Annotated in this window: 8 protein-coding genes; 2 read left to right on the top strand and 6 right to left on the bottom strand. The window is 52.3% G+C overall.

The features are described 5' to 3' along the window. The first annotated feature begins 32 nt into the window (after window positions 1-32). A complete protein-coding gene (locus tag HMPREF9141_RS05700) occupies window positions 33-1,130 on the top strand; it encodes a lactonase family protein (RefSeq protein WP_007367612.1) in 1,098 nt (365 codons plus the stop codon). An 847-nt stretch (window positions 1,131-1,977) separates the two neighbouring features. Here HMPREF9141_RS05700 and HMPREF9141_RS05695 read toward each other — a convergent pair. From HMPREF9141_RS05695 to HMPREF9141_RS05670, 6 genes are all read right to left on the bottom strand, one after another. Continuing rightward, window positions 1,978-2,859 (bottom strand): carbohydrate kinase family protein, encoded by an 882-nt coding sequence (locus tag HMPREF9141_RS05695; RefSeq protein WP_007367611.1) that lies wholly within the window; start codon window positions 2,857-2,859, stop codon window positions 1,978-1,980. Window positions 2,860-2,866: 7 nt separating this feature from the next. Then, window positions 2,867-4,024, bottom strand: a complete 1,158-nt coding sequence (locus tag HMPREF9141_RS05690) for an MFS transporter (protein ID WP_007367610.1) — start codon at window positions 4,022-4,024, stop codon at window positions 2,867-2,869. Window positions 4,025-4,335: 311 nt separating this feature from the next. Further along, window positions 4,336-6,231 carry a glycoside hydrolase family 32 protein gene (locus HMPREF9141_RS05685; protein WP_007367609.1) on the bottom strand — a complete coding sequence of 632 codons (1,896 nt, stop codon included), beginning with the start codon at window positions 6,229-6,231 and terminating at the stop codon, window positions 4,336-4,338. Between the two features lie 349 nt (window positions 6,232-6,580). Next, window positions 6,581-8,893, bottom strand: a complete 2,313-nt coding sequence (locus HMPREF9141_RS05680) for a TonB-dependent receptor (RefSeq protein WP_007367608.1) — start codon at window positions 8,891-8,893, stop codon at window positions 6,581-6,583. 195 nt (window positions 8,894-9,088) lie between these two features. Then, the gene (locus tag HMPREF9141_RS05675) at window positions 9,089-11,722 is read right to left on the bottom strand and encodes a substrate-binding domain-containing protein (RefSeq protein WP_040554909.1); all 2,634 of its coding nucleotides are present in this window, start codon (window positions 11,720-11,722) and stop codon (window positions 9,089-9,091) included. A gap of 777 nt (window positions 11,723-12,499) precedes the next feature. Next, a complete protein-coding gene (locus tag HMPREF9141_RS05670; RefSeq protein WP_007367604.1) occupies window positions 12,500-13,054 on the bottom strand; it encodes a DUF3332 domain-containing protein in 555 nt (184 codons plus the stop codon). 644 nt (window positions 13,055-13,698) lie between these two features. Here HMPREF9141_RS05670 and HMPREF9141_RS05660 point away from each other — a divergent pair. After that, window positions 13,699-15,837: a glycoside hydrolase family 97 protein gene (locus HMPREF9141_RS05660; RefSeq protein ID WP_007367602.1), complete on the top strand. Its 2,139-nt coding sequence runs from the start codon at window positions 13,699-13,701 to the stop codon at window positions 15,835-15,837. Window positions 15,838-16,058: the final 221 nt, after the last annotated feature.

Raw genomic sequence — 16,058 nt, 5'->3', positions numbered from 1 at the left:
GAACATTCAAAACAATCAATCAAACCCATCCAATGAAAGCAAAAACACTTGTTTTAGGCATGATTGCCACGGCCCTGCCGACATTCAGCATGGCCGGGAACGACCTGGACATGGTTGTCGGGACTTATACCGGAACCGGGAGCGAAGGGCTCTACTCCTTCAGTTTCAACCAGACTACCGGTGTCGCCGCACTGCGCAGTACGCTGGAAGTGAAGAATCCGTCTTACCTCGCCTTCGCCCGTGACGGACGGCATCTGTATGCCGTCAGCGAGAACAACGATGCGACGGCGACGCTCAACAGCATCGCCTTTGACCCGGTGACGGGCAACATGTCGTTTATGAATTCCCAGCTGACCCATGGCAAGGATCCCTGCTATGTGGCGACAGACGGGAAGGTGGCGCTTACCGCCAACTACTCCGGCGGCAGCCTCTCCGTCTTCCCCGTCCTGCGGAACGGGACCCTGGGAAAGATGACGAAACAGTTTGCCGGCTATAAAGGCGGCCCTGACCGTACACGGCAGAATGTTCCGCACATCCACTGCGTGCGCTTTGCCCCCGACGGATTCGTGCTGGCAACGGATTTCAGCGCCGACCAGATTCTCACGTTCAGATACGACAAGGCGAAGGGGACGCTCTCGCCGTACGGCATTGCCACGCACGTGAAACGAGGCTCAGGGCCGCGCCATCTCGTCTTCTCGCCCGACGGCAGGCATGCTTACCTCATGAGCGAACTCTCGGGCTACATCACGGTCTTCGACTATGCCAAGGGCGAACTGAAAGCTACGCAGACCATCCTTGCCGACGATGCCCATGCACGGGGCGGGGCGGACATCCACGTCAGCCCTGACGGCCGTTTCGTCTATGCCAGCACACGCCTGAAGGCGGAGGGCATCACCCTCTTCAGGGTAGAAGCGGGCGGGAAGCTCGTCAGGATAGGGAAGTGCCGTACAGGCAGCCACCCCCGCAGCTTCACGATCACGCCCAACGGAAAATACCTGCTTGTAGCCTGTCGGGATGCCGACAAGATACAGGTGTTCAGCCGCGATAAGTCCACCGGACAGCTGCGCGATACCCGTCAGGACATACAGCTGCCCCGTCCGGTGTGCATACAGTTCTGCCCGGCAAGCTGACGGGAAGAGAGACGGCCGCCGCAGTGGCGGAGCCCGCTGAAGGTGCATCCGACATTCCGCCTGTCACCGGAATGTCGGATGCACCTTTTCTTTTCCCGGTAAAGGGTGGCTTCCTGTGTCCCCGGTTTGAATGCGGGAATCCGGCTGTCGGATCATCCGTTGAAACGAAATAATTTTACAATCCACGTACTGATGACCGTCTGTTTCCCCTCGTTTCCGTACCCGTTCAAAGGCAAGGGATGTGGGGTCATCTTCTAACCGACCCTTGCCTGACTTCCAATCAACGCCCGTCAGCGTTCTAAGGGGTGCTTGTCTGCATGGCAACTAACGCCTGTTTGGGGCGTAATCGGGCACCTTTTGGAAAGAGAGTTGTATGTGCTTGACTGTTAGTGATTTGTGAATCACCTTAAACTCTGTTTCCTCTTGCTCCGCAGTCGTCCTCGCCGGATGGCGGCATGGCGGCATTGTCCCGGTCCTTTCCCTGTAACGGCTGGTAATTTATCCTTACAATTCAAAGGAAGGCTTCTGACGGTTTCCCATTCTGCATCCGATCTTCCCTGACCGATGGGAAAATACTCCCGCCTCCCGCTGCACATTGCTGTTTCGGAATCACAGGACAGGCGTGATGGGATCTTTCTTCTTCAATCAGGGAGGTGTGGGGCTGTGGGAGGACGGAGGTCTGACAGTACACGGAAAAGCCCGGGCTGAGCGTTGGAAGGGAGTCCCTTCCGCTGTCAGTCCGGGCCGTCCATGTCTATCCTGAAACATCTTTTACCCGATATCTGCCGGTATTGTCTGTGTTGTTGTTACCCCTTTGGGAAAAATCCGTACGCGGCGGCCGGCTTCCTTACTTGACCCTGTCGAGCAGTTCCCTGGGAAGTTTCGGCATGGCGCCGTTCTGCGTGCAGACGTAGGCACTCACCTCTACGGCCAGCTTGTGAGCTTCAGGGATAGGCATGCCGGCGAGGATGGCGGATGCAAAGGCACCCGTGAAGGAGTCGCCGGCCCCGACGGTATCGGCTACCTCCACCTTCGGGGTTTCCTGATAAGACTGCAAGTTGGGAGCAAAGACATAGGATCCGTTCACGCCGCAGGTAAGTACGAGCATATCAAGGTTGTACTTGCCCAGCAGCAGCCAGCACTTGTTCTCCATGTCGAGTCCCGGATAGCCGAAGAGCCGGCCGATTGTCACCAGTTCCTCATCGTTGATCTTGAGGATGTCCGCCTGGTGGAGCGAGTGGGTAATCACCTCTTTCGTATAGAAGTTCTGGCGCAGGTTGATGTCGAAGATCTTCAGGCAGTCCTTCGGCGTAGCGTCCAGGAATTTCTGGATGGTCTGCCGGCTCACGCTGCTGCGCTGTGCCAGAGAGCCGAAGCACAAGGCACGGCAGTTCTGGGCCGCCTCTTCAATCTCGGGCGTGAAGGGGATGTTGTCCCAGGCCACGCCCTCTTTGATGTCGTAGGTAGGGACACCCTCGCCGTCGAGTTCCACCTGCACGGTACCCGTCTGATAATCTACCTCGGGCATGAGGTAGCGTACCCCTTTCTTGTCGAATTCATCGAGTGTCTCCTTGCCGAGTGCGTCATTGCCGACGGCACTGATGGCAAGCGACTCATGACCGAACTGTCCGGCGTGATAAGCGAAGTTGGCAGGTGCGCCGCCGAGCTTCTTTCCTTCCGGAAGACAATCCCACAATGCCTCTCCGAGGCCTACGATTACTTGTTTCATATTGGCTTTATTTGTTCATTTTAGGAATGTACGTAAACAGGTAGCATACGCCGACCGCCATTACAATGACAGCTCCGATCTGTCCGATGGCATCGCTGGCAAAGCCCATGAGGAGCGGGAAGACTGTGCCGCCGAAGAGCCCCATGATCATCAGCCCGCTCACCTCGTTCTGCTTTTCCGGCACACTCTGCAACGCACGGGCGAAGACCATCGAGAAGACGTTGCTGTTGCCATAACCGACCAGGGCGATAGCCACGAAGAGGACTGCTTTCGACGTTCCTACCGCCATGCCGATCATGGAAAGCGCCATCATCGTGACGGAGATGATGAAGAACACCTTGTTGTTCATCACGCGCAGGAAGAAAGAACCCGTCAGACAGCCGAGGGTACGGAAGATGAAATAGAGCGAAGTGGCGAAAGCAGCGTCATTCAGCGTCATCCCGAGACGCTCCATGAGAATCTTCGGAGCGGTGGTGTTCGTACCGACATCAATCCCCACGTGGCACATGATACCGAGAAAACTCAGCAGGACGATGGGCTTCCCCAGAAGGCTGAGACACTCCGAGAACGAGCTCGCCTTGCCTTCTATGGGTTCTTCCTCAATAGGGGTAGAGAAAAGCAGGAGGCTGGCCAGGACACCGATGACGAGGTAGATGGGGAAGAGGACACGCCACCCGAGGCCGAAAGCCGGAATGCTTGCCTGTGCTCCCCACATGGCAAGATAAGGTGCCATGAAGGATGCTATCGCCTTCACGAACTGTCCGAAGGTAAGCGTCGATGCGAGGTTGCCGCCTTTCATCACCGTTGAAACCAGCGGATTCAGCGACGTCTGCATCAGTGCATTGCCGATGCCGAGCAGCGAGAACGACACGAGCATCAGTCCGTACGACTCGCCGAAGACGGGCAGGAGCAGTGAGAGCAGTGTGACGACAAGGCTGAGCAGCACCGTCTTCTTGCGTCCGATCTTGTTCATCAGCATTCCCGTCGGGACGGAGAAGATGAGGAACCAGAAGAAGACAAGGGACGGAAAGACATTGGCTGTGGAATCCGACAGATGCAAGTCGCTCTTCACATAATTGGAAGCAATACCCACCAGATCGACAAAACCCATTGCAAAGAAGCAAAGCATTACGGGCAGCAGCGTGAGTTTATTGGTTTTCGACATAATCTTTAAATTTTTAGTTTTGCGTAAATGAATGTCTTTATTTCGATTGCAAAGTTATGATTTAGCAGTGAAATCGACTTTTACTTTCCGTTCATTTATCGCAACAAATGTTTCCCAAAGGGATTTTCTTGCGACAAATGAACGAGATGTTACATTCCCTTATGCTGCGTTACTCACCTCTTCACTGCACGAGTCTTCCCATTACAGCCCTTTGCAAGAATCTTGTTGCAGGGACTGGGGAGGAAGACAAGGTTGACCATAGTCATCTTCCCGACAGTACCAAAGCCTCAACGCAGCAGAAAATCAGCAAATTACAGCCTCAGCTCACTCACCTTTATATTCCTGTAAGCGGCCTTGTTGCCATCAGAGTAGAACTTGACAGATGTGTATGGCTGCGTCGGGAACACAAGATTAGTCATTGCAATACGACCGCCATTGACGAAGATTTCAATTGAACACTTGTCAACAAAGACATCCAGATGATAGGTCTTTGAGTCGCAGAGACTCAACGGAGCCCATGTGCCGAGTGCAAAGTCATTCTTATAATTGACTGAATTCAACTTGCGGAACGGCTCCTTAATCTCACGGTGTTCGTGCAGGTCGAATTCCTTTTCTATCTTATGGGCTTCAGCCTTCTCACCGAATTTGGTCCTACCACTCTCCGTTCGGTCCATGACAAGCCTGCCAGCCTTCATATCAAAATAGATGTTTACCTTCTCACCCTTTTCATTGTAGAGGATGAAACCAGTCTTGGCAGCATCACCGGGAGCAACGTCCATCTCCATTTCAAAGGCATTCTCCTTGCTGGAGGAGAGATTTTTTGAATCCTTCCCCTGCGCGATGACCAAGTCAGGCAGACGTTTGAAAGTCTTTCTCAGTCCGGCAACTTCGGGTACGACATTGGACGACATATAAATCTGTCCGTCCTTGCCAGTAAAGAGTTTGAACTCACGTGGGAGAGTGTTGGCACCACGATACTGGCGGATAGGAGTAACGTTGGCATACTGCCAGTTGCTCATCCACGCAATACCCAGTACACGGTCTTGGACACCAGAGAAGGTTACAGTGGCGTAATGATCCTTGCCATAATCGAGGAATTTGGCAACAGAAGGCTTGCTATCGCAGACAAAATTCTTCCCATCGAAGTCACCGATGAAGTATTCCGTAGCACTTCCGCCGAAGAGACAGCCCGGATTTATGTTGACTATCATCACCCATTTCTTCTTGTTCGGGTTTCCATCAACAGGCAGCTGGAAGAAGTCCGGGCACTCAAACTGGTTAGGCTGTGCGCCATAACCCTGACCGAAAGCACTGATATAAGTCCAATCCCGCAGGTTAGGTGACGAATAGAAACGCATCTCCTTGTCGGCTGAAACAATCATATACCACTTCTTCAGCGGTGCATACCAGAACACCTTCGGGTCGCGGAAATCCTTGAGCCCGTCAAAAGGAGTAAGGACTGGATTCCCCGGATACTTGTGGAAGGTGTAACCGCCATCGGTACTATATGCCATGCACTGTATCTGACCGTTCTTGTCACTGGCTGATGTATAAAGGGCAACAATGGCATCCTTGCCGTATTTCGCTGTACCCTCCTTATCGATAACAGCACTTCCCGAGAAGATATGTCCCATCGGGTCACGTGCAATTGTCGGCTCAACCTCTTTCCAATGGATAAGGTCGCGGCTGATGGCATGCCCCCAGTGCATGTTACCCCACTTGGATCCGTAGGGATTATACTGATAACAGAGGTGATAGACACCATCCTTATAGAACATACCGTTAGGGTCATTCATCCATCCATACGAAGGTGTGTGGTGGTAAGAAGGGCGATAAAAATCGGTATTGGTCACATCCCAGACATTTGAAAGTTTCATCTGTCCCTTCCTAAGTGCCAGTGCATCCGCCTTCAGGTTGAGAATCTTGACGACAGAAGTCCTGCCTTTATTGAGCTTGAAAGGCACGTAATAATCGGTTTTTCCTTGTGCCAGCCGCACATCCATCCACGTGTCGGTAACCTTTCCATTGTCGAGGAGCACCTGCGCCTCGTCCTTCTCCTCCTCAACAGGAAGGATGAGATACTGTGGCGACTTCTCAATCTTCACGATGGTGGTATCACCAGCACGTGTAATCTTCATTGTCTGTGCAGTGGCTGACAGTGTAAGGGCTGTCAATGCAGCACATAGGATAGTATTCTTTCTGTTCATAGCTGTTTTTAGTTATGGCATGTTCCAGTCAGAATTTGGAACTTATGGAACATGCCGGATAATATTTTACTCTTATTTCTGATATATTCTTGAGTGCAAGATGTCAACAATCCACCTGCCAACAACTGATTATTCATATATTCCCAGCATCTGGTAACTATATTACAAACGCTTTGTACACATATTACAAACGCTTTGTAGAAGCATTACAAACGCTTTGTAGACGTATTACAAACGCTTTGTAGAAGCATTACAAACGCTTTGTAGACGTATTACCAATGCTTGGTAACAAAGTCACCAAAACCTGGTAACAATCCGAATAACCCAGAAGCGTAGGCAGTTAAGCGTCTTAGAACTTGAGAGAAGCGGTGAACTCAACTGTGAAAGGACGGAGATAGCTACCTGTCATCAGCTGGTTCTTGATGTTCTTGGCTTCATCCTTGGTGATAAGTTCTGCACCGGCAATACTACCCTTGGCACCTGTCTGGTTGAGGAAGTTAACTACCGTACAGCCTAAAGCCAGTCGCTTGTTAACCTGCCAGTTCACACCTCCGAATGTTTCCCAGTGTCCGTTGAAATAGTAGGCATCATTGATATTGGCGTAGGTCTTGCTGAAATAACGGAAGCTGGTCCACAACTTGATGTCCTTCGTAACCATGTAACTTGGGTCAAACTCGATGAGCACTCTTGGAATTTCAGCTACGATGTTGCCAGTAGCATTGATACTGCCGACATATCCATCAGCGAAGGTAACCGAAGTTTCATACTTCTTGTATGTAGGACGCTGATAAGTGAAGAGGAAGTGAACGTCAAGCCCCTTTACCGGATGGGCAACCACGTCGGTAGTCCAGCCGATGGTCTGTATGTCATAAGTAAGTGGTGCAGCCATAATCTCGCTTCCGTGCTGAAGATTAAGCGTAGAGTTGTTGTTGGTCTTTGAGATGTAAGAGAAGAGAGAGGTGAGGCTCATCCATGAATTGTTGTAATAGAAACCTACACGCCCGAGAGGAACAGAAATCTTGTCAGTGTTAGGGAGTGTCGCCGGAGAGAAAGCCTCGAACTTCGGATGCTGAACGATATAGGTGAAATCACCTGTCAGTCCAAAATGCTTGTTCACCTTATAGGTTGCAGCAAGGGCGAGGTCATAGTTGAACCAGCTGTAATCCAATGGCACAGGGGTTATCTTCGTGCCGTCGGCAGCAGTAGCACCGAGATGGTAATCAGTAAATCGTCCGACGTAATCACCAGCTGCATTCTTCACAGCAAGGTTCTCACCCTTGAGTTTCTGCAGCTCTACACGGGCACCATAGTAGAGATTCAACTGTGGGAGAATGTCCCAGTCATGGGTGAAGTAAAGGGCAGTCTTGTTCTCATGACCACGGTAGAATTCGGATGCGTTCTTGTTATAATCATAGAAGAAGGACGTGCGTTTGCCAGCATCATAGAGTCGTACAGCATAGCTTCCATCAGAAGGAACGCTCTGGTCGTACATCGTTGTATTAGATGTATAATCAATGTGATAGTACCACTCGTTGACACCTACACGCAGTGTTGATTTGCGGAACTTCTTTGAAAGCTCTGAAGTGAAGAGGAATTCGTTGACATCGCCAGAGTTCAGACAGGACATACGGGTCTGGACATACTCACCATTATAAAGCGACTGACTTCCATCAATGCCATACTGCATATAATTGTTGACGAAACCTGGTGCTTTCGTGTTAATCAGCGACATCGGAGTCTGATAAACCAAAGCTGCATGACCATGATCAAAGCGTGCCATTGCCTTCCAAGAGAGTCCATTACCAAAATCGTAGTTGTTCATCAATGAAATCTGACTGCTGCGATTGGCGATGGCATCATAGAGGGAAATACTCTTCAACTGACCGTCACGCATATCCCGATAGGTAATGTTCGCATCCACTGGCAGATAGGATGTCGTACCGAGCTTGAAGTCGCCATATTCCTTCACGCTACCGTCACCGACATAGATAAACGGTGCGGACTGTGTGGCGTAAGTATAGACAGGATGGCTGTTACTATAACTGTACATAGCCGTAAGTTCACCTTTGTTACCGGCATAACGCTTCGTGATGGCTGCCTTGTAAATCTGTGTGCGGTCCTGGTTCTGCGAACTCTTGATCTTAAACGTACCGGGATCGCTGTTCTGATACATGCTTCCGCTGTAATACCAGCCTTTTCCGAACGAACCATTCAGGTTCAACGACATTTCCTGCAAGCCGAAATGATTGGTCTTGTAGTTGAGTGTTCCGTGGAAACCATCCTGCCCCAACTGTGTGAAAGAGTTGACAGCATAACCGATATTGCCGGTTGTAATGGCCGTTTCGGCAATCTTAAGCAAGCCCTGATGGCTCAGACTGGCATCGCCACGCCAAAGAGAATTGACGCTGCGGGGATTGGTTGCATAGGTAACCGGCAAACCGTTCTCAAGCACATTGACATCAGCAGAAGGCAGACCAATCTGTATCTCACGTGGACCGTTGGCACTGGCAGCGTTCAACATCACGTTACGATTGCTCTCTTCCTTGTTCCCGTTATCCTTCTTGTTACTGTTGTCATCCTGAGCACTGACAATAGAGAAGGCAGGCAAAGTGGCTAACAATAACGCACCTAAGCGTAATGAAAGATGATAAAAGTTGACCATAATTAAATTGTTTAGTAATGTGAATATTCTAAGTTGCAGTCTCTTCTTCCTTTTAGGTAACTAACTACGGCGCAAAATTACAATGACAAACTAACAGTGTGGCGCAAAATCCGTTCATAGACTGCAAATATTGTGTCTGCGAAACATTCGTTCTATCCTGTGAACGTTTTGTTGTATGTGGCTGATATATGGTCGTTATCGTTCCTGTGCAGGCTGCAAGTCAAACTCCTCCTTATAGCACTTTGAGAAGTAACTTGGAGTAGAGAAGCCTACAGCATACGCCACCTCTGACACCGACTTATCGGTTGTCTGGAGCAGATGACGGGCACGCATGAGGCGGGCTTTACGGAGCATTTCAACAGGAGAATGCCCTGTCAGGGCTTTTACTTTGCGATAGAGCTGGACGCGGGAAAGCCCGATTTCATCGCCGAATCTCTCCACATTAAACTCGCTGTCACCAAGATTATCCTGAATTATCTTGCGCAGCTGGGTGATGAAAGTCTTGTCTGTTTCGTTCGACAACTTCTCCAAAACATCGTTTTCATCGCTGTTTGAGAACAGCTGGCTGAGTTTCCTCCTACTCTGGATGAGGTTGTCAATACGCGAAAGAAGCAGCCGGAGCGAAAAAGGCTTGGCTATATAGGCATCAGCACCATGCTCATACCCCTCGACACGCTGATCGTCAAGACTACGGGCAGTGAGCAGGATGACAGGGATGTGACTGATGGCTTTGTCCTGTTTCAGTTGACTGCAGAACTCCAGTCCATCCATGACAGGCATCATAATATCGGAGATGATGAGGTCGGGCACTATCCGTCTTGCCATTTCCAGTCCGTTCTTACCGTCAACAGCTTCGCTCACCTTATATATAGGGGAGAGTGCCGAACGGAGGTAAGTGCGGATGTCGCCGTTGTCGTCGATGACGAGCACTTCCGGCCTGTCGGATTCAGCGGGCAGGATGAGGTCGTCGACATGGCGGGCCTGATTGGGAATCTCCGTGTTCTCCTCCGTCTCGATGAGCGGGCCGTCCGGCTGCACCTCTTGTGCGCAGGCCTTTCCTTCCTGGCGGAGCGGCATGCTGACGACGAAGGTGCAGCCTTTCCCTTCTTCGCTCTCCACCGTCGCCTGTCCATGGTGCAGCTCGGCAAACGCCTTTACCAGTGCCAGTCCGATGCCTGTTCCATGTCCGGCATTGCCGGCCTGGTAAAACCGGTCGAAGACATAAGGCAGGTCGTCCTGTGCAATGCCGCAGCCATTGTCGCTCACCATAATCCCCACTTTGTCAGCCTCCACGGAAGCAGCAAAGCCGATGCAGCCTCCTTCGGGCGTGTACTTCATGGCGTTGCTGAGCAGGTTGTAGCAGATGCGCTCCAGCTTGTCACGGTCGGCACGCATGGGGATGGATTCCGGTACATGGAGCTGCAGGGTGATGTGTTTCTTCCGGGCCGACGTGTCGAAGAGGCCGAGCCACTGCCGCATGCACTCGGAGAGGTCGAAGTCGGACAGGTGCAGCTGCATCTTCCCGTTCTGTACCTTGCGGAAATCGAGTATCTCGCTCACCAGCCGGCTGAGGACGGCCACGTTGCGCTGTACGATCTGGAGCATGCCGCGCTGCTGCGGACTGAGGTTCGGATCATGGATGATGTATTCCACCGGGTCGGCTATCAGCGTCAGCGGCGTGCGCAGCTCATGGCTGATGTTGGTGAAGAACTGCAGCTTGGCGGCTGTCGCCTCCTCTTCGATATGCCGGCGCATGACGGTCGTCCGATAGGCATAGACCATGATTCCGACCAGCAGGATGATGATGACACTGAAAAGCAGGAGATAGACTTTCTGATGATTGTACTGAGCCAGATAATTGTCCACCTTGCCATGCAGCGACTGGATCCGTGCTGTCTGCTTCATGATTTCCTCACTCTGAAGAAGCAGGGCATTGGCATTGTTGCTCGTTACGAGTGTGCCTTTCAGATAGTTGTCACGCTTGTAGGGCCTCTTTTCCAAGATGTTCAATGCCAGCTGCATGACGAGGTCGCCGCGGGTAGGATAGATGTAGGAAGCCTCCATCCTGCCGTCGCGAACGTTCTCCATGCCGCCTCCGGGGACGGGAAGAGCGTCAATGCCTGCAATCCTCATTCCCCTTATGCCATGCCGTTCTGCCGCCTGCAAGGCACCGACCGCCATGCGGTCGTTCTGTGCAAAGACATAATCCACGTGCTGTCCACCAGCCAGAATGCTGTCCATTGCAGCCGCCCCGCGGTCTTTCAGCCAGCCGGCATACCGCCGGTCGACGACCCTGATGCCCGGAAAACCGCTGACGGCATCCATGAAGCCGCGGTTGCGTTCGATGGCAGGCGACGACCCTTCCAGTCCGCATATCTCTACGACATTGCCCTTTCCCTTCAGCTGCCGGGCGATGAACGCACCCATCTCGTGCCCTGCCTCGTAGTTGTCTGCCCCGATGAAAGCCGTGTACTTCTTCGAGTCGGTCTTGCGGTCGAACAGGATGACAGGGATTCCCCTGTCATAGGCCTTGTCGATGACCGAAGAGATGGTATGTATCTGGTTGGGCGAGACGATCAGCAGGTCGACCCCCTCCTTGACGAAGCGGCTGATCTGCTTTGCCTGCAGCCGGTCGTCGTCATTGGCGGAAGCGAATTTCAGGACAACGTTGTCATGCTGGTAAGTACTCATGACCAGCTCGCTGTTGAGCTTGTCACGCCAGATGTCTTCCGAACACTGTGAGACACCGATCACGTATTTCTTCCCGTTGTCTGCCGTGCAGGCCGTGAGAAGTAGGGCAAGGAGAGCCAGATAGAAATATTGTCTCATCATCCGACAGGTAACTTTGTTTCAGCAAAGATAGCCTGTTTCTTTCAGATATGCAAGCATTGTCAGCCTAATTTGCCGGTGGGTTGTACTGCCACAGTTCATGCGGAGAACCTGCTTTGTTGACATACATGCAATGAGAGGGGAAGAATACGCCTGCGCGTGCGGCGGCCGGAAGGGTGCGTCCCTCCGGAAGACAGCCTGTCTGGAAAATCCTCAATGGCTGTTTTTTTGATGAATTTTCTTTACGATTGCAGGCTGTGAAACCCTCCGTTCCGTGCATCCTGACCATTCCCGGAATGGCAGAATGTGATGGACTGTATCGTAACCGTTGGTCACTTGGCTTCCAATCAACGCCCGATAGCGTTCTAAGCGGTGCTTGTTTGCAAGCCAACTAACGCCCACTTGCAACGCAACTGGGTACCTCTTTCTGGAGTGTATTCTATCTGTCTGATTACAAACAGGTTGCTGATGTATTGGAATGTGCTTTTCTCTCGTTGGAAAGGTGTTTGGCATGGTCAGATGGAAGGTGGACGGAGGCTGTCGTTCCGTTTCTTCTGTTTCTGACTGGCGGCGGTAAATTATTATGACAGTACAGACTTCTTTTCCGCCTTCAGTCCGGTGTCCCCGGACCGCCGGGACAGGGTGTCCGGATCCGGCCGCCGGTCTTTCAATTGTAGCCGGCGATAAACCGGCGGGGGAATCAGGTATCCGTCCTGGCCCGATGTCCGGTCAGTCACCGGGATACCTGATGCCCCACGCCGGTCTGAGGAGACGCTGTTATCTCCTTGCCATGAAGTAGCTTGTGCCGGCCTGCATCTGCCGTACCTCGTAGACACCTGCTGCATCGGGTGTGACGTCAGCTGTCAGACCGTTGCTCAGGAAGGCCTTTACGGATCCGTCGCCATTGAAATGGAGCACTTTCTTTTCCTGTCCTTCAGCATTCATGTACCATGTGTTCTCCTGCTTGTTGTAAGTGAAATAGAACACGCTTCCGTCCGGCTTGGTGATCTGGTAGCCGTTCTCCAGGTATTTCACGGCATACATCAGCCCGTCGTCGCCCTTGATGTTACGGGTCTTGCCCACACGGTTGGCAACGGGGTTGTCGCCTGTCCAGAACTCAATGGTGTTGAGGATGAACATGTCGGCGGCACTGCAGATTGCGTAGGCCGGGGAGATGACCAGGAAGATGATCTCATTGAGGAACTTGGATTTCGTTGCATGCTTGTTCCACTTTGCGAGCTTGTTGAACAAGGCGAATGAGCCTACGCAGGAGCTCATGAGGGTCGCTCCTGCCAGGAGGACGACCATTGACTTTAGTCCTTTTACTTTCATACTTTCAATTTGTTAGTGAATGAATAGGGTTTTCTTATCATATAATGTAGAAACGGAAAGAAAGGCTGCTTATTTTGTCGCGGGTGATTTTTTTGGTCTTCAGGAATTGGGAGTGATGAGGTTCGTTTCTCGTGCGTTGATGGATTTAATGAAATATCACACGGAGGCAGGGAGCTGTTGGAGAAGTGAAAAGGTAAAAGAGCAAAAGGGCAGACGTTATTCTGTCATTCCGCCGTCCGGTCCTCAGTATGCCTTATGATGTAGCTGTCTTACTTTGTCATTCCGTATTCCGGAAGAATCTTTTTCCGATGGCACAGGAGCCGCCCCAGGCCGGGGGAGGGGACAGGGGCTCCCCGAACCGGGGCGGGGACAGAGGCTCCCCCTGGGTACTCCGAGGGAGGGGGGGCAGGGAGCGGTGGATGACGAGGGTGGGTGATGTATAATCCGGCTAAAATCGATGACTTGATGGCCGTTCCTTTCTCTCCTTCGTGTTCCTTGTCGTCTATCCTCCATAAAACAGGCTGATAATTCAGGAACTTTATATAAATTCCTCTATAAAACCGGCCTGTATTCCAGAGATTTTATCTAAATTTGCATATCATCGAACTTAAACATTGGTATCCATATTATACTTTAACAGAACAATGAAGAAAACCTACATTGCCCTTCTGGGGCTACTGATGGGGATGGCAGACATTGCCGGTGCGCAGACCGTGAAGTCTCCGGACGGCAATATCTCCGTGACCTTCTCGCTGAAAGGGAACGGTGTGCCGACCTACGAGATGACTTACAAAGGTAAGGCTGTCGTGAAACCTTCGCATTTGGGACTGGAGCTTGCCAAGGACAAACACGCCAGCAAAGGAATGAAAGAGACCAGCCTCATGGACGGTTTTGAGAAGACCGGCACCCGGACGACTGCTTTCGACGAGACATGGAAGCCGGTATGGGGCGAGACGGCTACCATCCGCAACCACTACAACGAGCTGGAGGTAGACCTCAGCCAGCCTTCCAGCAGGCGCGACATCGTCATCCGCTTCCGTGTCTACGACGACGGCATGGGACTCCGCTATGAGTTCCCGCAGCAGCCCGAGCTGAACTATTTTATCATCAAGGAGGAGCATACGCAGTTTGCCATGGCCGGCGACCACACAGCCTGGTGGCTCCCCGGAGACTATGACACGCAGGAGCAGGAGACACAGGAGTCGAAGCTGTCGGAAATCCGTTCGCGCTTCCATGATGCCGTGAACTGGGGCAACTCCTCTGTTGACGTGTTCTCGGAGACAGGTGTCCAGACCTCCCTGCAGATGAAGTCTGCCGACGGTCTGTACATCAACATCCACGAGGCGGCATGTGCCGACTACTCCACCATGCACCTCAATCTCGACGACAAGACGATGACCTTCGAGTCGTGGCTCACGCCTGATGCGACAGGTCTGAAGGGATGTTTGCAGACGCCTTGCGAGACCCCATGGCGTACGGTGATGGTAAGCGACGATGCGCGGGATATGCTGGCAAGCAACCTCATCCTCAACCTCAACGAACCCTGCAAAATCGAAGATACTTCCTGGATCCATCCTACCAAGTACTGCGGCGTGTGGTGGGAGATGATAGCGGGCGGCAAGTCGTGGGCTTATACGGATGAGTTCAGTTCCGTGAAGCTCGGTCAGACCGACTATGCACACGCCAGGCCCAACGGCCGCCATCCGGCGAATACTGCCAACGTGAAGAAGTATATCGACTTCGCTGCTGCCAACGGAATGCAGGAGGTGCTGGTGGAAGGCTGGAACATCGGCTGGGAGGACTGGTTCGGCCACTGGAAGCAGGACGTGTTCGACTTCGTCACGCCTTATCCTGACTTCGACCTCAATGCTCTGAACGAGTATGCCCACTCGAAGGGTGTGAAACTGCTCATGCACCACGAGACCTCTTCCAGTGCACTCAACTATGAACGTCACCTCGAGGAGGCGTTCAACCTGATGAACAAATACGGCTATGATGCCGTGAAGACCGGCTATGTGGGCGACATCATCCCGCGCGGCGACCATCACTATTCGCAGTCGATGAACAACCATTATCTCCATGTCGTCAAGGAGGCTGCCAGACATCACATCATGGTGAACGCACACGAGGCGACACGCCCTACCGGTCTCTGCCGTACATGGCCGAACCTCGTCGGCAACGAGTCGGCACGGGGCACGGAGTATGAAGCATTCGGCGGCAGCGACCCCAACCATACGGTCATCCTCCCGTTCACCCGTCTGCAGGGCGGCCCGATGGACTACACGCCGGGTATCCTTGAGACACGGCTCTCTGCCTGGTGCGACAACAAGAGCTATGTACACACCACGCTTGTCGGACAGCTCGCCCTCTATGTGACGATGTACAGTCCGCTGCAGATGGCTGCCGACCTCCCGGAGAACTACCGGAAGTACAACGATGCCTTCCAGTTCATCAAGGACGTAGCCTGCGACTGGGACGACAGCCGTTACCTGGAGGCCGAACCGGCACGCTACGTCACCGTAGCCCGCAAGGCCAAAGGGACGGACAACTGGTTTGTAGGCGGCAAGACCGGACTGGCTGCCCGCCAGAGTACGATCCGGCTCGACTTCCTCGACAAGGGGCGCAAATATGAGGCGACGATCTATGCCGATGGCAAGGATGCCGACTACGAGAAGAACCCGAGCGCATACGCCATTACCAAGCGTACGGTGAAGAAGGGCGATGTCCTCAGGCTCTGGGAAGCACGCGGCGGCGGCTTCGCCATCAGTCTGAAGGCGCTGTAAAAGACCATGGCTTATGAGGGTGTGTCAAAATGCAAATACCATTTTGATCATCTTGCAGTTTGAGACAATTCATTAAAAATGACCATTTCTGTACTCGATTTTGAGTAAAGAAATGGTCTTTTCTTTGCTTTTAGGAAAACCTGCTTATAGTTTGAAGGTTGTCAAGTTATTAATTTGCATTTTGACACATCCTCCTTTTCCGTTCTGTGAATTGCTGGGCA

It is taken from the genome of Prevotella multiformis DSM 16608 (genome assembly GCF_000191065.1).
In the GTDB taxonomy this organism is placed as follows: Bacteria; Bacteroidota; Bacteroidia; order Bacteroidales; family Bacteroidaceae; genus Prevotella; species Prevotella multiformis.
This window is presented reverse-complemented; position numbering and strand designations above follow the sequence as displayed.